This window comes from Aeromonas sp. 602200 (assembly GCF_049173895.1).
Lineage (GTDB): Bacteria > Pseudomonadota > Gammaproteobacteria > Enterobacterales > Aeromonadaceae > Aeromonas > Aeromonas veronii_A.
This window is the reverse complement of record NZ_JAAKSL010000008.1, coordinates 12,137-33,598: the sequence shown is the minus strand read 5'-3', so window position 1 is coordinate 33,598 and position 21,462 is coordinate 12,137. Positions and strand designations below refer to the sequence as shown.

The following is a 21,462-nucleotide window of genomic DNA, read 5'->3' as shown; positions in this document are numbered from 1 at the left end:
TCGCTGATATAGTGAGCAGTGAGCCTCAACGGAGTGTCGCTGATGAGCCCTTTCTCGCTGCTGTGTGTCGCCGCCAACGTGCAACTGCTGGCCGAATTCGAACAGGAGTTGGCTCCGCTGCTCGGCCATTTCGCGCTGGTGGTGGTGGTCGGTCAGGGGTCGGCGGAGCTGGCCTTGGACGAGCTGGATCGCAAGGGGCAGCCACCCGCCGTAGTGGTGTGTGACAGCGAGCTGGGGGATGGGCGAGGGGCCGATTTTCTGATCCGCCTCGGCAGTCGTCACGAGGCGTGCCGCAAGATCCTGCTGGGCAGCCAGCCGGAGATGAAATCGATCATCGAGGCGGTGAACCTCGGTCGTCTCGACTACTACCTGCAACGCCCCTGGCGCGATGGTAGCCTGCGCCGGGCGGTGATCGAGCAGGCGAGCCACTTTGTATTGCAGCGTCCCGATGCGGACCTGCTGAGCTATGCCGCCGTGCTCGACAACCAGAAACTGCTGCGAGCCCACGTCGATCGCCAGTTGGCCGCCTATCGGCAGGGCTTTATGAATTACACCCACTGCAGCGATGAAGAACTGTCGCGGGTGGTGATCGACGGCCTCTACCAGTTTTTCGAGGGCAATGACGAGGAGCGGGTCTGCCGCCACTACAGCCCGGGCCATGTGCTGACACGCGAGGGGGAGCCCAACAGCTTTCTCTGGTTTATCGCCAAGGGGGAGGTAGTGCTGCGCAAGCGGGACGAGCAGGGGATCGATCAGGAGGTGGTGCACTACCGTACCGGTTCGCTGGTGGGGGGCATGTCATTTGTGACTGGCGAACCCGCTTTCACCACCGGCGTGACCCTGACCGGTGCCGAGGTGATCAAGCTCGACAAGCTGCAATTCTCCCGGGTGATGCAGGCGCGCAGCGAACTGCTCCCCTCCTTTACCAACCTGCTGCTGCGCCACTTCAATCGCCGCCTGCAAAACAGCATCCGCACCGAGATGCGGCTGCAACAGACCCTCAATTCCCTCGATGCCGCTCACGCCCAGCTGGTGGAGAGCGAAAAGATGGCGATGCTGGGTCAACTGGTGGCCGGTGTCGCCCACGAGCTGAACAACCCGGTGGCGGCCATTATCCGTGGCAGCGAGACCCTGCGGGCCGCCATCCCCGATCTGGTCAATCTCGAGCTGCCTGTCCCCATCAAGGGGCTGGGCAACCAGACCCTCTGTCAGGCGCTCTCCTCCCAGCCGGTCTCGACCAGCGAGATCCGTGACAAGACCCGGCAGGCAGAGGGGCGCTTTGGTGATCGTCAGCAGGCGCGGCTGGCGGTGCAGATGAATCTGGATGACGAGCTGAACTGGCAGCGCTGGTTTGCCAGCCGCACTGCCGACGAGCGGGAGGCGCTGCTCTCCCGGCTGGAGCTGTTCCAGCAGACCGGCAGCTTCCTGCGCAACATCGAGGTGTGTGCCCGTCGCATCGGCGATCTGGTCAAGAGCCTCAAGCAGTATGCCCGGCAGGACAGGGACGAGCCCTCGCTGGTGGACCTGCACGAGGGGCTGGAAGATACCCTGATGATTTTCGAAAACCGCCTCAAGCATCATGAGCTCTGCAAGGAGTACCAGCCGCTGCCGCTGGTGCGCTGTCACCCCATCGCCCTGCAGCAGGTGTGGACCAACCTGATCGCCAACAGTCTGGATGCCATGAGCGGCCCGGGGCGACTCACCATTCGCACCGGGTTGCTGGATCCCGAGTGGGTCATGGTGGAGATAGAGGATAGCGGTTGCGGCATCGAGCCCGAGCTGTGGCAGCGGATCTTCGATCTCAACTTCACCACCAAGCGGGAGGGCCATTTCGGCCTCGGGATTGGTCTGAGTGTCTCGTTGCAGATAGTTCAGCAGCACCACGGCCGGATCGAGGTGGCCTCCGAACCGGGCCGTTACACCCGGATGCGGGTCTGTCTACCGCTGGACGGCATGGGGCAGGCCGGTTACGGGGGCGAACCTCATCACAACAAGGAGCATGCGGCCTGAGCCGTCGCCAGCATCAATCGCGCGGCGTGCCAAACCATGTCGCCAAGGAGGAGCAATGAACAAACACTATCTGATCCTGTGTGTGGACGATGAGCGGGAGGTGCTGGATGCGGTGATCCACGATCTCGCCCCGTTCCGTTCCCACTTCGAACTGGAAGCCGCCGAGAGCGTCGATGAGGCGCGAGCGGTGGTGGAGGAGTGGGAGCACGACGGCAACAAGCTGGCGCTGATCCTCTGTGACCACATCATGCCGGGAACCCTGGGGGTCGATTTTCTGGTGGAGCTGAACCGGCGAGCCTCCACCCGGGCCAGCCGCAAATTGCTGCTGACCGGACAAGCGGGGCTGGAGGCCACCGTCGATGCGGTCAACCGCGGCGGTTTGCACTACTACCTTGCCAAACCGTGGAAGCTGGAGACCCTGCAAGAGGCGGTGCGCGAACAGCTGACCGACTACCTGCTGGCGGAAGATGGCGAAAATGCCTTCCACTATGCGCCGCTGCTCAATCAGGCGCGGCTGTTTGCCGCCATCCACGATCACCCGTTCGACGAGTAGGGGCAGTTGGGCTTTCGCGGTGGCAGTTGTATACTGTCTGCATATACAGTATTGCAGGTAGCCACCGATGCGACTCTTTATCGCCGAGAAGCCCACGCTGGGCCGTGCCATTGCCGATGCCCTGCCCAAGCCCCACAAGAAGGGCGACGGTTTTATCGAAACCGCCCAGGGTGATGTGGTCACCTGGTGTATCGGCCATCTGCTGGAGCAGGCCGAGCCCGATGCCTATGACGCCGCCTTCAAGCAGTGGCGGATGGAGCATCTCCCCATCATCCCCGCCCAGTGGCAGCTGGTGGCCAAGCCCAAGACCAAAGCCCAGCTCACCGTCATCAAGCGGCTGATCAAGCAGGCGGACTGCGTGGTTAATGCCGGTGACCCGGACAGGGAAGGGCAGTTGCTGGTGGACGAGGTGATCGACTTTCTCGGCTACCCGAAAACCAAGCCGGTGCAGCGTTGCCTCATCAGCGATCTCAACCCGCCAGCGGTGCGCCGCGCTCTCGAGAAGCTGAGGGACAACAAGGAATTCGTACCGCTGGCGGTCTCGGCGCTGGCCCGCAGTCGGGCCGACTGGCTCTACGGCATCAACATGACCCGCGCCTATACCCTGCTCGGCCGCAAGGCCGGTTGTAGCGAGCTGCTCTCGGTCGGTCGGGTGCAGACCCCGCTGCTGGGGCTGGTGGTGCGGCGGGATCTCGAGATCGAGGCCTTCGTCCCCAAACCCTTCTACGAGGTGCTGGCCCATCTGCTGACCGATAGCAACGAGCGCTTCACCGCCAAGTGGCTGCCATCGGAAGCCTGCCTGCCGTGGCAAGATGAGGAGGGGCGGGTGCTCAACCGGGCGCTGGCCGACAAGGTGGTGAGTCGGATTAACGGCCAACCGGCACAGGTCGAATCGGTGGAGGAGCAGGCCCGCAAGCAGGCGGCGCCGCTGCCCTACAACCTCTCCAGCCTGCAGATCGATGCCGCCAAACGGTTCGGTATGGATGCCAAGCGGGTGCTCGATATCTGCCAGAGCCTCTACGAGCGTCACAAGCTCATCACCTATCCGCGTTCCGACAGCCGCTATCTGCCGACCGACCACTTCAAGCGGGCCGAGCAGGTGCGCGGTGCCATCGCCGCTACAGCGCCTGCACTGGCCAAGGCGGTGAGCGAGGCTGATGGCAAGATCCGCAGTAAGGCGTGGAACGATAGCAAGGTGGATGCCCACCACGCCATCATCCCCACCGAGAAGCAGGGCAACCCCGCCACACTGGGGGCCGACGAGGCGAAGCTCTATGGCCTGATTGCCCGCCAGTATCTGCTACAGTTCTATCCCCCGTTCGAATACAACGACAGCAAGGTGCTGCTGCGCATCGCCGGTGGCCTGTTTCAGGCCAAGGCGCGGCGAATCCTCAAGGCGGGCTGGAAGGCGCTGCTCGGAGTGGAGGAGGATGACGACGAAGAGAAGGCGGGCACGCTGCCTGCCCTGAAAGAGGGAGAGCAACTGCTGTGCGAGCGGGGCGAACTGCAGGAGAAGATGACCCAGCCGCCCAAGTCGTTCACCGATGCCACCCTGCTGGCGGCTATGACCGGCATCGCTCGTTATGTGCAGGATCCCGAGATCCGCAAGACCCTGCGCGACACCGATGGCCTCGGCACAGAAGCGACCCGGGCGGGTATCATCGACCTGCTGTTCAAGCGTCGCTTTCTGGTGCGTCAGGGCAAGAGCATCAAGGCGACCCCGACCGGGCGGGCGCTGGTACAGGCGCTGCCTGCGACGGCCACCACGCCGGATATGACGGCGCTGTGGGAGCAGAGCCTCGGCCAGATCGCCGAGCGCCACGGCAGCTATCAGCAGTTTATGGGGCCGCTCACCGAGCAGCTCAACGGTCTGATCGAGGGGGCGCGGCAGGACTCCGGCGCCAGCTTCAGCGCCCTGCCCAAGGAGGCGCCGGGTGCCGGCAAGCGGCGTTTTACCAGGCGCAAGAGTCCGGCGGCCAGCACGACTGGCGGACCCCGACCGCGCAAGACGACCAGCAAGCGCCAGACCAGGGCTGCATAACGAAAAAAGGCGCCCATCCTGGGCGCCAAAGGCATTGTTGTCAGGCTGCCTGAGTGGACAAGCTGGCACGGATCCTGTGCTGGTAGTGCAGAACCACACCGAGAAACACCAGATCCTTGAACAGGAAGAACTCGGTGACTGGCACGCCATCAACCACTTTCCAGACACCTGTCAGGGTCAGCAGGAAGCTCAGCGTCACCAGGAAGGTGACGATAGCCCCCATGCTGCACCAGTAACCGATGCGAGGTTGCCACAGGCCCACGACCAGCCCGATGGCGATCACTATCTCGACCACCCCGATCAGGTTCGATACGCTCTGTTCCGACAGGGGGCCATAGAGCCAGCTCATCAAGGGGTGGCTGGCTACCAGTGGTTTGATGGCGGCTGCCTCTGTCGGGGTAAACTTGAAGACGCCGATCCAGAGCAGGGTCAATACCACGCCCGCCAGGGCGACCAGAAAGCCTTTGTCATGTTGTTGCATGGGGGGGCTCCTTGTTTAAGGGGTCAGAGTGACGGGCGGGAAGTCGATCTCGGTCGCCGCCAGGTGGTTGCCATAGTTGGTCAGGGTATTGACCACCACCTGGCCGAGCACCTCCAGCAGCAGCTCGTCATCTACGCCTGCGGCACGGGCGCTAGCAAGCTGCTCGTCACTGATCACCCCGCGCTGGTTGACCAGCGCTGTTGCCAGTTGCAGCAGGGCGTGATCAAGGGGAGCCGAGGCCTGGCCGAGTCGGGCTGCCCGGATCTCTTGGGCCGAGAATCCGGCCTTGCTCGCCAGTAGTGTGTGGGCAGACAAACAGTATTGGCAGGCGTTGGCTTGACCTATGGCCAGTGCCAGCAACTCCCGTTGTGGGGCAGTCAGACGCCCCTTGCCAAGCGCCTCGGCAAAGGCCAGGAAGCCATTGAGCAGGGCTGGCGAGTGGGCCAGGGTGGCGTAGAGGTTGGGCACCATACCCAGATTGCGTTGCAGGGTGGCCAGGGTCTGGGCGGCTGCGGGTTGCGGTTGGGATACGGGTTGGATACGGCTCATGATCTTCTCCTGTGGTAGTGAAGGTACGGGAGACAGTGTGCCGTCATTCGTGATACGGTTTATCACTCATCGTCTGCAAATAAATACTATTCGTCTCAAATATGGATCCGCTCTCTGCCCTGTTGGTTCATGCCGCCCCCGAAGCCAAGATCTTCTTCGCCGGCAACCTGTGCCAGAACTCCTCCAGTGATGATTATCCGAGTGGCGGACATCTTCATCTGCTGCGCAGCGGTGCCGTCATGTTGCGTGAAGAGGGGGTCGCCAGCTTGCTGCTCGAGGAGCCGACCCTGATCCTGTTCCCTCGGGGACGTCCTCACAAGCTTGAACCCAGAACGTTGGGGGGTTGCGATCTGGTGTGTGCCAATGTCGCATTCGGCAAGGGGGGATCATCGCCGTTGCAACTGGCATTACCGGGCTCGCTGGTGCTGCCGCTAAGGGAGTTGCCTGCCCTGACGCCGGTGCTGAACCAGTTGTTTGACGAGGCGTTTCACCCACGCTACGGGCAGGATCCGCTGATCTCCCGCTTGCTGGAGGTACTGTTGATCCTGCTGCTGCGTCATCTGGTCGAGCAAGGAGTGTGTCAGCAGGGGATGCTGGCAGGTATTTCCGATCCCCAGTTGGCCAAGGCGATCTCGGTGATGCATCAGCGTGGGGATGAACCCTGGACGGTGGCCACGCTGGCGCGGGAGGCCGGCATGTCGCGGGCCCGCTTTGCCGCGAGGTTTCAGGAGCGGGTCGGTCAAGCGCCGGTGGGTTATCTGACCCACTGGCGCATGGCCCGAGCCTGCCAGCAACTGCTGGTGGGGGAGCCCATGGTGCAGGTGGCGCTGGGGGCGGGGTACAGCAGCAGTGTCGCCTTTGGTCGGGCATTCGAGCGGGAGCTGGGGGTGAGCCCGGGGCGCTGGCTCAAGGCGCAGCAACAAGCCGAATAAAAAACGGGGCAGCCAGTGGCAGCCCCGTTTTCATAACCGGTCAGCCGGTATAGACGTTCTCTTCCGGATAACGGATGCGAGTCTCGACCGGGCGGGCCAGCATAAAGGCCAGGGTCAGGGGGCCGAGACGGCCGCAAATCATCACCAGCACCAGGATCAGCTTGCCCGGCTCGCTCAGGGAGGCGGTGATGCCGGTGGAGAGGCCGACGGTGGCAAATGCCGAGATGGTCTCGAACATGATTTTGTCGAACGGCAGATCCTCGGTCACCATCAGCAGGAACATCGCCAGCATCAGCACCATGGTGCTGACGATGATGATGGCCAGCGATCGGGTCACGATCTGGGGCGACAGGGTGCGGCCAAAAGCGGTGACATGGGGCCGTTTGGTCAGAAATGCCTTGGTCGCCAGCAGCACGACTGCGAAGGTGGTGACTTTGATACCACCACCGGTCGAGGTGGCACCGGCACCGATAAACATCAACATCATCAGGAACAGCAACGCCGCCGGGGTCATCAGCCCGATATCTATGGTATTGAAACCGGCGGTACGGGCGCTGGCAGACTGGAAGAAGGCAGCCAGCAGCTGGCCACCGACACCGGCCTTGCCGAGGGTGCCGGGGTTGTTGTGTTCCAGCAGCCAGAACATCAGGGTACCGGCCAGCAGCAGTGCCGGGGTCATCAGCAGCATCAGCTTGCTGTGCAGCTTGAGCTTGCGCCAGCGGCGGTTGCGCACCAGATCGACGATGACGGTAAAGCCGATCCCCCCCAGGATCAGCAGGCCGGCGATGGTCAGGCTGATGATGGGGTCGTCCCTATAGTCCATGAGATTGTTGGCAAACAGCGAAAACCCGGCGTTGTTGAAGGCCGAGACCGCGTGGAAGAAGCTGACATAGAGGCCGTGCACCCACCCCATCTCGGGCACCCAGCGGATCGCCATGATGCCGGTGCCGATCAGCTGGGCAATAAAGGCGAACAGCACGATCCGTTTGACCAGCTGGATGATGTTGACCGAGCCCTCCTGTCCCAGCGCCTCCTTGGCCAGCACCTGTTGGCGCAGACCGACCCGCTTGCTGAAGATGGCGATCAGCAGCAGGGTCATGGTCATCTGGCCCAGACCGCCGATCTCCATCAGCATCAACAGGAAAATCTGCCCCTGCAGGGTGAAGGCGGTGCCGGTATCCACCACGCCAAGACCTGTCACGCTGATGGCCGAGGTGGCGGTAAACAGGGCGTTGACGAAGGTAACCTCGCCATTGTGGCTGGAGGGTTGCACCAGAAAGATGGTGCCAATCAGCAGAATGATCAGAAAGCTGCCGAGGATCAGCCGGGCTTCGCTCCAGCGAGAGTCCTGCTCCCGATGGAGGGCGAAGGCGTAGCTGCTGCGCCAGTTGATCATAGAGTTTCGAGCCAGTGGTCGATAGCGTGCTTGTTGCCCGCCAGGATCAGGATGTCGCCCAGTTGCAGCTCCATCTTGCCGGTCAGCACGTTGTGCAGCACATCACCACGCTTGATGGCGAGCAGCTGGAAATCGCTCTGTTGCAGCAGGTGGAAGTCGCCCAGTTCCCGGCCGTTCTGTTGCAGGCCAATCACGAACTCGGTCAGCACCATGTCGTGGCCCAGCTCCAGATAGTCGAACAGCCGGTTGTCCAGCATGCTCTGGGCGACCCGGCGGCCCATGTCCCACTCCGGGTTGATCACCTTGTCGGCGCCCACTTTCTGCAGGATCTTGGCGTGGAACTTGTCGCGCGCCTTGACCCACACCTTCTTCACGCCTGCCTCTTTCAAGACGAGGGTGGTGAGGATGCTGGTCTCCAGGTTGTCACCGATGGCAACGAAGACGATATCGAAATTGGCCAGTCCCAGCTCGGCCACGGTGGCCTCATCGGTGGCATCCGCCACGATAACGTGATTGCAGAGGGCGGCGATTTGCCGGGTCTTGCTCTCGTCGATATCGATGGCCAGTACTTCGGCATCTTGCCGTTGCAGCTCTTCGCACAGCGCGCTGCCAAACAGGCCCAGGCCGATGACGGCAAACTGGTTGTTCATGAGTTATTCCTCAGCAGTTGAAGTCGCCTACTCTAAACCACTGCTATTCCCCCGAAAAGGGCTCGGGTTTTTCGTCATGGGGCAACTTGAGGTAGACTGCGCCCTTGCACCAAGCCGGGATAGACCGATGAAACTGAATGCCAACGCCTCCTTGTTGAAGCTCAACACCCTTGCCCTCGATGCGTATTGCCTCTGGCTGGCCGAGGTGGAGCAGGTTGCCGATCTGGCGACCCTGCGTGCCGATCCACAGCTCAACCAGTTGCCACACCTCAATCTGGGCGGCGGCAGCAACATGCTCTTCACCACGGATTTTCTCGGTCTGGTGGTGCTCAACCGGCTCAAGGGAATTACCGCTGAAGATGGCGGGGATCACTGGTTGCTCCATGTGGCGGCCGGTGAAGATTGGCATCAGCTGGTGCGCCATACCTTGCAACAGGGCTGGTTCGGGCTGGAGAATCTGGCGCTTATTCCCGGCACGGTCGGTGCGGCGCCGGTGCAGAACATCGGTGCGTATGGCGTTGAGCTGGCCGACTTCTGCGCCTATGTCGAGGCGTTCAACTGGCAGAGTGGCGAGATTGAACGGATCGCGGCGGCAGAGTGCCGCTTCGGTTATCGCGACAGCATCTTCAAACACGAGTATCAGGATTCCCACCTGATCACTGCCGTCGGGCTCAAACTGCCCAAGGCGTGGCAACCGGTGCTCGGCTATGGCCCACTGGCGGCGCTCGGTGACGCGCCTTCGGCGCAGGTCATCTTCGATACCGTCTGTGCCACCCGCATGGCCAAACTGCCGGATCCTGCGGTGCTCGGCAATGCCGGTAGCTTCTTCAAGAATCCGGTGGTACCTGCCGCGCTGGCGGAGTCGCTCAAGTCGCGCTACCCGCAGATGCCCTGCTATCCGGCTGGAGAAGGGCAGGCCAAGCTGGCGGCGGGCTGGCTCATCGATCAGTGCGGTCTGAAAGGTTTCGCCATTGGCCGTGCCGCCGTTCATCAGGAGCAGGCGCTGGTGCTGGTCAATCTGGGGGGCGCCAGTGCCATGGAGCTGATCGCGCTGGCGGCCCATGTCCGCGACAGCGTGGAGCAGACGTTTGGCGTGGTGTTGGAGCACGAGGTGCGCTTTATGGGGGCGCATGGTGAAACCTGGCTCGACGAGGTGCTCTCATGACGTTGACTCCCATCAGACAGACCCTGATCACCCTGCTTAGCGACGGCCAGTTTCACTCCGGCGAACAGCTGGGTGAGCAGCTCGGCATCAGCCGGGCGGCGGTGAGCAAACACATGGCGGCGCTCAAGGAGCTGGGGTTGGATCTCTTTAGCCTGACCGGCAAGGGCTACCGGTTGGCGGTGCCGATGGCGCTCTATGATCAGGCTACCTTGCAGGCACTGGCCCCGATGGCACCGGTGCACTGTTTTCCGGTCATTGGCTCGACCAATCAACACCTGCTGGATCGGGTCAATGAGCTGCGCTCTGGCGAGAGCTGTCTGGCCGAGTGTCAGACAGCCGGGCGCGGTCGTCGTGGCAAACCCTGGATTTCGCCGTTTGGTTGCCAGCTGATCCTCAGCATGTACTGGCGACTCGAACAAGGCATGGCGGCGGCCATGGGGCTGAGTCTGGCGGTCGGCGTGGCAGTGGTTGAAGCGCTGGAGTCCCTTGGCTATCAAGGCGTCGAGCTCAAGTGGCCGAACGACCTCTACTATCAGGGCCGCAAGCTGGCGGGAATACTGGTGGAGATGAGCGGTAGCGCCGGGGCCAGTTGTCATCTGGTGATCGGCATTGGTCTCAATCTGGCGATGCCTGCCCGCGAAGGTGAGAAGATTGATCAGGCCTGGGCTGAGCTGCGTCACATCAATCCGGAACTGGTGGATCGCAATCAGTTGGCGGCCCGGATGATCGTCCATCTGCAGCGGGCGCTGCACACCTTTGAGCAGCAGGGGCTGGCAAGCTTTGTCGATGAGTGGAACCGGCTCGATCACTTTGCCGGTCGCCCTGTGCGCCTGCTGATGGGGGATCAGGAGATCCGCGGCATCGCTCGTGGCATCGACGATCGCGGCGCCCTGCGACTGGAGACAGGTGAAGGGATCAAATACTATCTGGGGGGCGAGCTCTCCCTGCGCCGGGGCGACTGAGGGTCAGCAAGGCCGCTCATGATGCCAAACAAGAAGAGGGGGCCCGCGGGCCCCCTCTTCGTTATCCGGCAACCGCCGTCATCATTTGCGCAGTTTGATCTGCTCGATGGCGTGCTCATGGCCCTTGGTCATGATCAGGTTGGCTCGCTCACGCGTTGGCAAGATATTTTCTTGCAAATTCAGATAGTTGATATCTTGCCAGATGTTGCTGGCGATCTGGGTCGCCTCACTCTCCGCCAGCTTGGCGTAGTTATGGAAGTAGGAGTCGGGATCCGAGAAGGCGCCGCTGCGGAATTTCAGGAAGCGTTCGATATACCAGGTGCGCAGCAGTTCGGCATCGGCATCCACATAGATGGAGAAGTCGACGAAGTCCGACACGAAGACCCGATGGGGCTCCTGAGGGTAATCCATGCCGCTTTGCAGCACATTGAGCCCTTCCAGGATCAGGATGTCCGGCTGCTCCACCACCTTCTTCTCATCGGGAATGATGTCGTAGATAAGGTGGGAGTAAACCGGCGCTTCGACCTTCTCGTGACCAGCGCGGATGTTGGCGACAAACTCCACCAGATGGCGGATGTCGTAGGATTCCGGGAACCCCTTGCGGCGCATCAGGCCGCGCTCTTCCAGTACCTTGTTGGGATAGAGGAAGCCGTCGGTGGTGACCAGCTCCACCCGTGGATGTTCCGGCCAGCGCTCCAACAGGGCCTGCAGAATACGGGCCGTGGTGCTTTTGCCCCCCGCCACGCTGCCGGCAATGCTGATGATATAGGTGCCCTTGCCGCGGGACTGGCCGAGAAACTGCTCCAGCACCCGGCTGCGACGCTGTTTGGCTTTGACATAGAGATTGAGCAGGCGGGAGAGAGGCAGATAGATCTCTTCCACTTCCCGCAATGACACCTTCTCGTTGATCCCGCGCAGGGTCTGCAGATCGTGTTCGGTCAGGGTCAGGGGGACCGAATCGCGCAATAACGCCCATTGTTCGCGGGTGAATTGCAGATAGGGGTTATGCTCTGTCGTCATGGTGTCATCACTGTTTCTTGGGCACGGCGACCATACACCAAGGGTGGGGGAGCGACAAGGGACGCAGCAGGATTGGCTTGTTTGCCCCCGCTTTTTTGCAAACTTCCCAGCAATAAAGCATATTTTGCCGGGTTCAATGGTTGCATCCCCCAAAACCTTACAATAAAATGCGCGACGCTTGACTGTCTGTCGTCTATTTGCGGTGCAAAAGCGATAAACACAACGGGTGCAAGCAGAATTACCGTTGTGACAATCTGGCGTCTGGAGGGGTTCCCGAGCGGCCAAAGGGATCAGACTGTAAATCTGACGGCTCTGCCTTCGAAGGTTCGAATCCTTCTCCCTCCACCATATTTCTCTGCGGTTTGAGTTCTTTGGGTTAGAGAAATGCGGGCATCGTATAATGGCTATTACCTCAGCCTTCCAAGCTGATGATGCGGGTTCGATTCCCGCTGCCCGCTCCAAGATGCTGATATGGCTCAGGCGTTAGCAGAGCCGCACCCTAGGGTGAGTTCGGCAAGCGAACCAGCCATCAGTACCTCTCTCTTTCCCACCAGATTCAAATCCATCATATAAACTGTTCTGTGGTTAGCTTGCCACCGCGTACTCAGCGTTAGTTTAGAGGGACGATCATGTCTAAAGAAAAATTTGAGCGTAATAAACCGCACGTTAACGTGGGTACCATCGGCCACGTTGACCACGGTAAAACCACCCTGACTGCAGCTATCACCAACGTGCTGGCCAAGCACTTCGGTGGTAAAGCTTTCGCCTTCGACCAGATCGACAAGGCACCGGAAGAGCGTGAGCGTGGTATCACCATCAACACCTCCCACGTAGAATACGACACCGCTACCCGTCACTACGCCCACGTAGATTGCCCGGGTCACGCCGACTACGTTAAAAACATGATCACCGGTGCTGCCCAGATGGACGGCGCGATCCTGGTAGTAGCAGCGACTGACGGCCCGATGCCGCAGACTCGTGAGCACATCCTGCTGGGTCGTCAGGTAGGCGTTCCGTACATCATCGTGTTCATGAACAAGTGTGACATGGTAGATGACGAAGAGCTGCTGGAACTGGTCGAGATGGAAGTTCGCGAACTGCTGTCCGAGTACGACTTCCCGGGTGATGACCTGCCGGTAGTCCGTGGTTCCGCACTGAAAGCGCTGGAAGGCGAAGCTCAGTGGGAAGAGAAGATCCTGGAACTGGCTGGCCACCTGGACAGCTACATTCCGGAGCCGGAGCGTGCGATTGACCAGCCGTTCCTGATGCCGATCGAAGACGTATTCTCTATCGCTGGCCGTGGTACTGTAGTTACCGGTCGTGTAGAGCGCGGTATCGTTAAAGTTGGTGAAGAAGTGGAAATCGTTGGTATCAAAGATACCACCAAGACCACCTGTACCGGCGTTGAAATGTTCCGCAAACTGCTGGACGAAGGTCGTGCAGGCGAGAACATCGGTGCACTGCTGCGTGGCGTGAAGCGTGAAGACGTAGAGCGTGGTCAGGTACTGGCCAAGCCGGGCACCATCAAGCCGCACACCAAGTTTGAATCTGAAGTGTACGTGCTGTCCAAAGAAGAAGGTGGTCGTCATACCCCGTTCTTCAAAGGCTACCGTCCGCAGTTCTACTTCCGTACTACCGACGTGACCGGTACCATCGAACTGCCGGAAGGCGTAGAGATGGTAATGCCGGGCGACAACATCAAGATGGTTGTTACCCTGATTGCACCGATCGCAATGGACGACGGCCTGCGTTTCGCTATCCGTGAAGGTGGCCGTACCGTAGGTGCTGGTGTTGTAGCTAAAGTTATCGCTTAATCTTTGGCTTACATAAATAAAGCAAAGCCCCTATAATAGGGGCTTTCTTATGCAGGGGCGTAGTTCGAATTGGTAGAACAGCGGTCTCCAAAACCGATGGTTGCGGGTTCGAGTCCTGCCGCCCCTGCCATATACCTCGTCTCGTACGGGGCTTTTGTGTCTTTGGTTACGTCAGATACAGGTGGGTTGTATGAGTGTTAGTTCTGAGAACCAGGGCGGAAGCAAGGATACCCTGCTTTGGGGCCTGGTTTTCATTATCCTGGTGGCCGCTGTAGTAGGTAATTATCTACTGAGCGATGTTATTGCTGCCGTCCGCGCCTTGGGTGTGGTCATTGTCATCGCTGCTGCCGGTGCAGTAGCCCTGCAAACCACCAAAGGGAAGGCAACACTGGCATTCGCCCGTGAGTCTCGCCTGGAAGTCCGCAAGGTCGTATGGCCAACCCGTCAGGAAGCCATTCAGACAACCCTGATTGTGCTGGCGGTGACCGCCGTGATGGGGCTGCTGCTGTTCGTTCTGGACGGCGCCTTGGTCTGGTTGGTCAACCTGATTACCGGTGTGTAAGGATAAGCCATGACTGAACAACGTGAACAGCGTATGAGATGGTATGTCGTGCAGGCGTTTTCCGGCTATGAAGGCCGTGTCGCCAAATCCCTGCGCGAGCATATCAAGATGCATGGCATGGAAGACATGTTCGGTGAAGTACTGGTCCCGACCGAAGAAGTGGTCGAGATGCGTGCAGGCCAGAAGCGCAAGAGTGAGCGCAAGTTTTTCCCGGGCTATGTCCTGGTTCAGATGATCATGGATGAAACCACATGGCACCTGGTGCGTAACGTACCGCGCGTCATGGGCTTCATCGGCGGTACTTCCGACCGTCCGGCACCGATCTCCGACAAAGAGGCCGATGCCATCCTGAACCGTCTGCAGGATGCCCACGACAAGCCGCGTCCGAAAACCCTGTTTGAACCGGGTGAAATGGTGCGGGTTGCCGATGGTCCGTTTGCCGACTTCAATGGAACCGTTGAAGAGGTGGACTACGAGAAGAGCCGCGTGAAGGTTTCTGTACTGATCTTCGGTCGTTCTACTCCCGTTGAGCTGGATTTCGGTCAGGTCGAAAAGGGCTGATTGATTTCTGTTCACTCAACAGTTGTCAGGGGCAGCGAATATCTCTATAATTCGCTGCCCCTTTATTAGTTGGGGAGCCGTTTGCAGGAGCATGTCTCCGAGGCGCTAGAACCCATTTTTGAGGTAATTTCCTAATGGCTAAGAAAGTCACAGCTTATATCAAGCTGCAGGTTGCTGCTGGTGCAGCCAACCCGTCTCCTCCCGTTGGTCCTGCACTGGGTCAACACGGTGTTAACATCATGGAATTCTGTAAGGCGTTCAACGCTCGTACAGAAAAGCTGGAAAAAGGTTCACCGACCCCGGTCGTGATCACCGTTTACAGCGACCGTTCCTTCACCTTCGAAACCAAGACTCCGCCTGCTTCCTTCCTGCTGAAGAAAGCTGCTGGCATCAAGTCTGGTTCTGCCAAGCCGAACAAAGACAAGGTTGGTAAGGTGACCGTAGCCCAGCTGCAAGAAATCGCCAAGACCAAAGAACCGGATATGACCGGTGCCGATCTGGATGCAAAAGTACGTTGCATCGCAGGCTCCGCTCGTTCCATGGGTCTGGTAGTGGAGGATTAAGACAATGGCTAAACTTTCCAAGCGTATGCGCGTTATTCGCGAAAAAGTTGACGGTACCAAAGAGTACTCCATCAACGAAGCCATTGCCCTGCTGAAAGAACTGGCTACCGCCAAGTTCGTTGAAAGCGTTGACGTTGCTGTCAACCTGGGTATCGACGCTCGTAAATCTGACCAGAACGTACGTGGTGCTACTGTACTGCCGCACGGTACCGGTCGTGATGTACGCGTTGCCGTATTTACCCAAGGTGCCAATGCCGAAGCAGCTAAAGCTGCCGGTGCTGACCTGGTAGGTATGGATGACCTGGCCGATCTGGTTAAGAAAGGCGAGATGAACTTCGACGTAGTTATCGCATCCCCGGATGCCATGCGCGTTGTTGGTCAACTGGGTCAAATCCTGGGCCCGCGCGGCCTGATGCCGAACCCGAAAGTTGGTACTGTAACTCCTAACGTTGCCGAAGCTGTCAAGAACGCCAAGGCTGGTCAGGTTCGTTACCGTAACGACAAGAATGGTATCATCCATACCACTCTGGGTAAGGTTTCTTTCAACGAAGTTCAGCTGAAAGAAAACTTGGAAGCTCTGCTGGTTGCCCTGAAAAAAGGCAAGCCCTCTTCCGCCAAAGGTCAATTCATCAAGAAAGTCAGCATCTCCACCACCATGGGTGCCGGTGTTGCCGTAGACCAAGCTTCTCTGGAAGCTCAGGCCTAATTGATGGGTTTTACAAGGCGCAAAATTTAATCTATAATTTTGCGCCTTGATTGGTTGGGGGTTTCGACCTCCGTCCAAGACCGCAGGAGGCTGTAAAGCCTTAATGTTTCCTGCGTAGACGGTGCCGGAAACCCAGCGAGAAAGATTCTTTCTCTTCTGGAATCCTGCTACCGCATCGTTCCCCTCTGTTGTAAAGGTAGGGGGGATGTGTCAGTACTGGGTCATTTGACCCGGATTCAATCCAGGAGTTAAGCCAATGGCATTGGGACTCGAAGACAAAAAGGCAATTGTTGCTGAAGTCAACGAAGCTGCCAAAGGCGCTCTTTCTGCAGTTGTTGCCGATTCTCGCGGTGTCACTGTAGACAAGATGACCGTCCTGCGTAAAACCGCTCGTGAAGCCGGTGTGTACATGCGCGTTGTGCGTAACACCCTGCTGCGTCGCGCGGTAGAAGGTACCGAATACGAGTGCCTGAACGACGCATTTACCGGTCCTACCTTGATTGCTTTCTCTAACGAACACCCGGGCGCTGCTGCTCGTCTGTTCAAAGAGTTTGCCAAAGCGAACCAAAAGTTCGAAATCAAGGCTGGCGCTTTTAACGGTGAGTTTATCGCCGCAGCACAAATTGATCGTCTGGCCACGCTGCCGACCTACGACGAAGCAATTGCGAAGTTGATGGCTACTATGAAAGAAGCCTCTGCTGGCAAGCTGGTTCGTACCATCGCTGCTGTGCGTGATCAGAAGCAAGCTGCTGCTTGATTCTCGCCTATTTAGGCTGTTTGAGTTTATTCAACATCAGGAATTTTTGTCATGTCTATCACTAAAGACCAAATCATCGAAGCCGTTGCTTCCATGTCCGTAATGGAAGTTGTTGAGCTGATCGAAGCTATGGAAGAGAAATTCGGTGTTTCTGCCGCTGTTGCTGTTGCTGCCGGTCCGGCCGCTGAAGCAGTAGAAGAGAAGACCGAGTTCGACGTAGTTCTGACTGCTGCCGGTGCCAACAAAGTTGCCGTCATCAAAGCCGTTCGTGGCGCTACCGGTCTGGGCCTGAAAGAAGCCAAAGATCTGGTAGAAGCTGCTCCGGCTAACCTGAAAGAAGCCGTCTCCAAAGACGAAGCTGAAGCTCTGAAGAAAGAGCTGGAAGCTGCCGGTGCTTCTGTTGAGATCAAATAATCTGCATTTATGTAGATTAGCCTGATAAAACAGGCTAGGGCTGGTGAATTTTTGTTCACCAGCCTTTTTGCGCTGTAGACTGAGAGCATTTCACACCGTTTACGACTCTCGGTGCACCAGCAATCCGGACTGTCTTCTTTCGTCCGGGCCAACACAAAACGGTGTTGAGACAGAGCTGTCCCGCGGGACAGAGTGGGTCACTTATCAGCGAGCTGAGGAACCCTATGGTTTACTCTTATACCGAAAAAAAACGCATTCGTAAGGACTTCGGTAAGCGAGACCAGGTACTGGACACGCCTTATCTGTTGTCCATTCAGCTGGACTCCTTCAAGCAGTTCATCGAGGCTGACCCGGAAGGTGAATATGGCCTAGAGGCCGCTTTCCGTAGCGTTTTCCCGATCACCAGTTACTCCGGTAGTGCTGAGCTTCAGTATGTCAGCTATCGCCTGGGTGAGCCGGTATTTGACGTAAAAGAATGCCAGATCCGTGGAGTGACCTACTCCGCGCCGCTGCGTGTCAAGCTTCGTATGGTTCTGTACGACCGTGAAGCAGCTGCCGGCACCGTCAAAGACATCAAGGAACAAGAAGTATACATGGGCGAAATTCCGCTCATGACCGAGAACGGCACCTTTGTTATCAATGGTACCGAGCGGGTTATCGTTTCCCAGCTGCACCGCAGCCCGGGCGTCTTCTTCGACCACGATAAAGGCAAAACACATTCATCCGGTAAGGTGCTGTATAACGCTCGCGTTATCCCCTACCGTGGCTCCTGGCTGGACTTCGAGTTCGATGCGAAAGACAACCTGTTTGTCCGTATCGACCGTCGTCGCAAACTGCCGGCATCCATTATTCTGCGCGCCCTGGACTTCACTTCCGAACAAATCCTGGCCACCTTCTTCGAAACCATCGGTTTCGAGGTCAAAGATGGCAAGTTGATGATGGATCTGGTGCCGGAGCGCCTGCGTGGCGAAACTGCGACCTTCGACATCGTGGCCAATGGTGCCGTGGTTGTTGAAACCGGTCGTCGTGTGACTGCCCGTCACATCCGTCAGTTGGAAAAAGACGCCGTTACCCAGATTGAGGTACCGGTTGAGTACGTTGTTGGCAAAGTTGCAGCCAAGGACTACGCACATCCGCAAACTGGCGAACTGGTAGTGGCAGCCAACCAGGCGCTGAGTCTGGAAGCGATTGCCAACCTGTCCCAGGCCGGCTTCAAGCATTTCGAGGTTCTGTTCACCAACGAACTGGATCACGGTGCCTACATGTCCGAGACCCTGCGCGTCGATTCCAGCACCAACCGTCTGGAAGCGCTGGTAGAAATCTACCGCATGATGCGTCCGGGCGAGCCGCCGACACGTGAAGCAGCAGAGCAGCTGTTCGAAAACCTGTTCTTCTCTGCCGAGCGTTACGACCTGTCTACCGTAGGTCGGATGAAGTTCAACCGCCGTCTGGGTCGTGAAGACGAGACTGGCGCTGGCGTACTGACCAAAGACGATATCGTCGATGTAATGAAGCGCCTGATCGACATCCGTAACGGTAACGACGAAGTGGACGATATCGACCACTTGGGTAACCGTCGTATCCGTTCTGTCGGTGAAATGGCTGAAAACCAGTTCCGCGTCGGTCTGGTGCGTGTCGAGCGTGCGGTCAAGGAGCGTCTCTCCCTGGGCGACCTGGACACCCTGATGCCGCAGGATCTGATCAACGCCAAGCCGATCTCCGCCGCAGTCAAAGAGTTCTTTGGTTCCAGCCAGCTGTCCCAGTTTATGGACCAGAACAACCCGCTCTCCGAAGTGACCCACAAGCGTCGAATTTCCGCGCTGGGCCCGGGCGGTTTGACTCGTGAGCGTGCCGGCTTTGAAGTCCGAGACGTACACCCGACCCACTACGGTCGTCTGTGCCCTATCGAGACTCCTGAAGGTCCGAACATCGGTCTGATCAACTCTCTGTCCGTGTACTCTCGTACCAACGAGTACGGTTTCCTCGAGACCCCGTACCGCAAGGTCATTGACGGTGTGATCACCGACGAAGTGGACTACCTGTCTGCTATTGAAGAAGGCAAGTACGTGATCGCACAGGCTAACGCCGCGACCACCGAAGATGGCCGTCTGAAAGATGAATTGATCCCGTGCCGTCACAAAGGTGAATCCACCTTTATGAACGCCGACCAGATCCAGTATATGGACGTGAGCCCGCAGCAGATCGTATCTGTGGCAGCCGCTCTGATCCCGTTCCTGGAACACGATGACGCGAACCGCGCATTGATGGGTTCAAACATGCAACGTCAGGCTGTACCGACTCTGCGTGCTGACAAGCCGCTGGTAGGTACCGGTATGGAACGCGCTGTGGCCGTTGACTCCGGTGTAACCGTAGTGGCCAAGCGTGGCGGCGTAATCGACTATGTCGATGCCTCCCGTATCGTCCTGAAGGTCAATGAAGATGAGCTGATGCCAGGCGAAGCCGGTATCGACATCTACAACCTGACCAAATACACCCGTTCCAACCAGAACACCTGTATCAACCAGCGTCCTTGCGTGATGTTGGGTGAGCCGGTCATGGCTGGCGACGTACTGGCTGACGGCCCGTCCACCGATCTGGGTGAACTGGCGCTGGGTCAGAACATGCGCGTCGCGTTCATGCCGTGGAACGGTTACAACTTCGAAGACTCGATCCTGGTGAACGAGCGTGTTGTTCAGGAAGATCGCCTGACCACCATCCATATCCAGGAACTGGCCTGTATCTCCCGTGACACCAAGCTGGGTCCGGAAGAGATCACTGCTGACATCCCGAACGTGGGTGAAGCCGCTCTGTCCAAGCTGGACGAGTCCGGTATCGTCTACGTGGGTGCCGAAGTGAAGGGCGGCGACATTCTGGTCGGTAAGGTAACCCCGAAAGGTGAAACCCAGCTGACGCCGGAAGAGAAGCTGCTGCGCGCCATCTTCGGTGAGAAGGCGTCCGATGTGAAGGACTCCTCCCTGCGTGTACCGAACGGTGTGTACGGTACCGTGGTTGACGTGCAAGTCTTTACCCGCGATGGCGTGGAAAAAGACAAGCGCGCCAAAGAAATCGAAGAGATGCAGCTGAAGGAAGCGAAGAAGGACTTGACCGAAGAGTTCAAGATCCTGGAAGACGGCATTTTCGGCCGCTCCCGCAACCTGCTGCTGGCCGCCGGTTACAGCGAAGATCGTCTGAACAAGCTCGATCGCTCCAAGTGGTTTGAACTGGCCATCGAAGACGAAGGCAAGCAGACCGAACTGGAACAGATCGCTGAACAGCACGTTGAGCTGAAAGCCGAGTTCGACAAGAAATTCGAGAACAAGCGTCGCAAGATTATCCAGGGTGATGATCTGGCACCGGGCGTACTGAAAATCGTCAAGGTTTATCTGGCAGTCAAGCGTCGCATCCAGCCGGGTGACAAGATGGCGGGCCGTCACGGTAACAAGGGTGTTATCTCCAAGATCTGTCCGGTCGAGGATATGCCTCATGACGAGTTCGGCCGTCCGGTCGACATCGTACTGAACCCGTTGGGCGTACCATCCCGTATGAACATCGGTCAGATCCTCGAAGTGCACCTGGGCCTTGCGGCCAAGGGTATCGGCGAGAAGATCGATCGCATGGTCAAAGAGCAGCGCGAGCTGCACGAGATGCGCAACTTCCTGCAACAGGTCTATGACCTGGGCGAGAAGGACACCCAGCAAGTGAACATCGCCGAACTGTCTGACGACGACGTACGTACCCTGGTGGGTAACCTGCGTAAGGGTCTGCCGGTTGCTACTCCAGTGTTTGATGGTGCCAAAGAGCGCGAAATCAAAGCCCTGCTGAAGCTGGCCGATCTGCCGGAATCCGGTCAGATTGATCTGTTCGACGGCCGTACCGGTAACCGCTTCGAGCGTAAAGTAACCGTTGGTTACATGTACATGCTCAAGCTGAACCACCTGGTCGACGACAAGATGCACGCGCGTTCTACCGGTTCTTACAGCCTGGTTACCCAGCAGCCGCTGGGTGGTAAGGCTCAGTTCGGTGGTCAGCGTTTCGGTGAGATGGAAGTGTGGGCCCTGGAGGCTTACGGTGCGGCATATACCCTGCAGGAGATGCTGACCGTCAAGTCTGACGATGTGAATGGCCGTACCAAGATGTACAAGAACATCGTGGATGGCGACCACCGTATGGAGCCGGGCATGCCCGAATCCTTCAACGTATTGCTGAAGGAAATCCGCTCTCTGGGTATCAACATCGAGCTGGACGAAGAGTAAGAGCTCGCTCTTATTGTTCGAGAATTGACGTGGGCGCCCCGCTGTTTTGGCAGCCGGGGCGCCGAGGTTAGAC

General features: G+C 58.5%; 19 protein-coding genes and 3 tRNA genes. 17 read left to right on the top strand and 5 right to left on the bottom strand.

Going from position 1 to position 21,462, the window contains the following annotated elements:
* The first annotated feature begins 42 nt into the window (after nucleotides 1-42).
* From G5221_RS11280 to G5221_RS11270, 3 genes are all read left to right on the top strand, one after another.
* Complete coding sequence (locus G5221_RS11280; protein WP_421263253.1) at nucleotides 43-2,010, top strand: ATP-binding protein; 1,968 nt, start codon at nucleotides 43-45, stop codon at nucleotides 2,008-2,010.
* A gap of 55 nt (nucleotides 2,011-2,065) precedes the next feature.
* Nucleotides 2,066-2,563 carry a response regulator gene (locus tag G5221_RS11275; protein ID WP_227341800.1) on the top strand — a complete coding sequence of 166 codons (498 nt, stop codon included), beginning with the start codon at nucleotides 2,066-2,068 and terminating at the stop codon, nucleotides 2,561-2,563.
* A gap of 67 nt (nucleotides 2,564-2,630) precedes the next feature.
* Entirely contained in the window at nucleotides 2,631-4,604 is a 1,974-nt protein-coding gene (locus G5221_RS11270; RefSeq protein ID WP_323893356.1) for a DNA topoisomerase III, read from the top strand.
* Between the two features lie 40 nt (nucleotides 4,605-4,644).
* On the opposite strand, the gene G5221_RS11265 is transcribed toward G5221_RS11270, so the two are convergent.
* Together G5221_RS11265 and G5221_RS11260 are read right to left on the bottom strand one after the other, a co-directional pair.
* Nucleotides 4,645-5,085, bottom strand: a complete 441-nt coding sequence (locus tag G5221_RS11265; protein WP_123173957.1) for a DUF417 family protein — start codon at nucleotides 5,083-5,085, stop codon at nucleotides 4,645-4,647.
* Nucleotides 5,086-5,100: 15 nt separating this feature from the next.
* On the bottom strand, nucleotides 5,101-5,634 hold the full coding sequence (locus G5221_RS11260) for a carboxymuconolactone decarboxylase family protein (RefSeq protein WP_127007072.1): 534 nt from the start codon (nucleotides 5,632-5,634) through the stop codon (nucleotides 5,101-5,103).
* Nucleotides 5,635-5,735: 101 nt separating this feature from the next.
* Between G5221_RS11260 and G5221_RS11255 the strand changes: the two genes are divergently transcribed.
* Nucleotides 5,736-6,566, top strand: a complete 831-nt coding sequence (locus tag G5221_RS11255; RefSeq protein WP_158110831.1) for an AraC family transcriptional regulator — start codon at nucleotides 5,736-5,738, stop codon at nucleotides 6,564-6,566.
* Nucleotides 6,567-6,606: 40 nt separating this feature from the next.
* Here the strand turns inward: G5221_RS11255 and G5221_RS11250 are convergent, their stop codons facing one another.
* Together G5221_RS11250 and G5221_RS11245 are read right to left on the bottom strand one after the other, a co-directional pair.
* On the bottom strand, nucleotides 6,607-7,962 hold the full coding sequence (locus tag G5221_RS11250; RefSeq protein WP_042082855.1) for a TrkH family potassium uptake protein: 1,356 nt from the start codon (nucleotides 7,960-7,962) through the stop codon (nucleotides 6,607-6,609).
* Complete coding sequence (locus G5221_RS11245; RefSeq protein WP_005339863.1) at nucleotides 7,959-8,612, bottom strand: potassium channel family protein; 654 nt, start codon at nucleotides 8,610-8,612, stop codon at nucleotides 7,959-7,961. Before G5221_RS11245 ends, G5221_RS11250 begins: the two co-directional genes overlap by 4 nt.
* 127 nt (nucleotides 8,613-8,739) lie before the next feature.
* On the opposite strand from G5221_RS11245, the gene murB reads away from it, so the two are divergent.
* Both murB and birA read left to right on the top strand, forming a co-directional pair.
* Nucleotides 8,740-9,777, top strand: coding sequence for a UDP-N-acetylmuramate dehydrogenase (gene murB / locus G5221_RS11240; RefSeq protein ID WP_421263252.1), 1,038 nt, complete (start codon nucleotides 8,740-8,742; stop codon nucleotides 9,775-9,777).
* Entirely contained in the window at nucleotides 9,774-10,739 is a 966-nt protein-coding gene (gene birA, locus G5221_RS11235; RefSeq protein ID WP_227341803.1) for a bifunctional biotin--[acetyl-CoA-carboxylase] ligase/biotin operon repressor BirA, read from the top strand. The genes murB and birA overlap by 4 nt, the downstream gene beginning before the upstream one ends.
* An 81-nt stretch (nucleotides 10,740-10,820) precedes the next feature.
* Here birA and coaA read toward each other — a convergent pair whose 3' ends face one another.
* A complete protein-coding gene (gene coaA / locus G5221_RS11230) occupies nucleotides 10,821-11,759 on the bottom strand; it encodes a type I pantothenate kinase (protein ID WP_005339877.1) in 939 nt (312 codons plus the stop codon).
* Nucleotides 11,760-12,022: 263 nt separating this feature from the next.
* On the opposite strand from coaA, the gene G5221_RS11225 reads away from it, so the two are divergent.
* The 11 genes from G5221_RS11225 (at nucleotide 12,023) to rpoB (ending at nucleotide 21,389) form a co-directional block, all read left to right on the top strand.
* A tRNA-Tyr gene (locus G5221_RS11225) sits at nucleotides 12,023-12,107 on the top strand.
* 38 nt (nucleotides 12,108-12,145) lie between these two features.
* Nucleotides 12,146-12,220: transfer RNA gene (locus G5221_RS11220), tRNA-Gly, on the top strand.
* 168 nt (nucleotides 12,221-12,388) lie between these two features.
* Nucleotides 12,389-13,573 carry an elongation factor Tu gene (gene tuf / locus G5221_RS11215; protein ID WP_074042664.1) on the top strand — a complete coding sequence of 395 codons (1,185 nt, stop codon included), beginning with the start codon at nucleotides 12,389-12,391 and terminating at the stop codon, nucleotides 13,571-13,573.
* A 53-nt stretch (nucleotides 13,574-13,626) separates the two neighbouring features.
* Nucleotides 13,627-13,703 (top strand) — tRNA-Trp (locus tag G5221_RS11210).
* A gap of 60 nt (nucleotides 13,704-13,763) precedes the next feature.
* Complete coding sequence (gene secE, locus G5221_RS11205) at nucleotides 13,764-14,135, top strand: preprotein translocase subunit SecE (protein ID WP_005341843.1); 372 nt, start codon at nucleotides 13,764-13,766, stop codon at nucleotides 14,133-14,135.
* 33 nt (nucleotides 14,136-14,168) lie between these two features.
* Nucleotides 14,169-14,696, top strand: a complete 528-nt coding sequence (gene nusG, locus G5221_RS11200) for a transcription termination/antitermination protein NusG (protein WP_019840195.1) — start codon at nucleotides 14,169-14,171, stop codon at nucleotides 14,694-14,696.
* Nucleotides 14,697-14,830: 134 nt separating this feature from the next.
* On the top strand, nucleotides 14,831-15,259 hold the full coding sequence (gene rplK / locus G5221_RS11195; RefSeq protein WP_026456244.1) for a 50S ribosomal protein L11: 429 nt from the start codon (nucleotides 14,831-14,833) through the stop codon (nucleotides 15,257-15,259).
* 4 nt (nucleotides 15,260-15,263) lie between these two features.
* On the top strand, nucleotides 15,264-15,965 hold the full coding sequence (gene rplA / locus G5221_RS11190) for a 50S ribosomal protein L1 (protein WP_005339888.1): 702 nt from the start codon (nucleotides 15,264-15,266) through the stop codon (nucleotides 15,963-15,965).
* Between the two features lie 256 nt (nucleotides 15,966-16,221).
* Nucleotides 16,222-16,722 (top strand): 50S ribosomal protein L10, encoded by a 501-nt coding sequence (gene rplJ, locus G5221_RS11185; RefSeq protein ID WP_216952230.1) that lies wholly within the window; start codon nucleotides 16,222-16,224, stop codon nucleotides 16,720-16,722.
* Between the two features lie 51 nt (nucleotides 16,723-16,773).
* Nucleotides 16,774-17,136 (top strand): 50S ribosomal protein L7/L12, encoded by a 363-nt coding sequence (gene rplL / locus G5221_RS11180; RefSeq protein ID WP_005341840.1) that lies wholly within the window; start codon nucleotides 16,774-16,776, stop codon nucleotides 17,134-17,136.
* Between the two features lie 224 nt (nucleotides 17,137-17,360).
* Nucleotides 17,361-21,389 carry a DNA-directed RNA polymerase subunit beta gene (gene rpoB / locus G5221_RS11175; RefSeq protein WP_421173225.1) on the top strand — a complete coding sequence of 1,343 codons (4,029 nt, stop codon included), beginning with the start codon at nucleotides 17,361-17,363 and terminating at the stop codon, nucleotides 21,387-21,389.
* Nucleotides 21,390-21,462 lie beyond the last annotated feature (73 nt).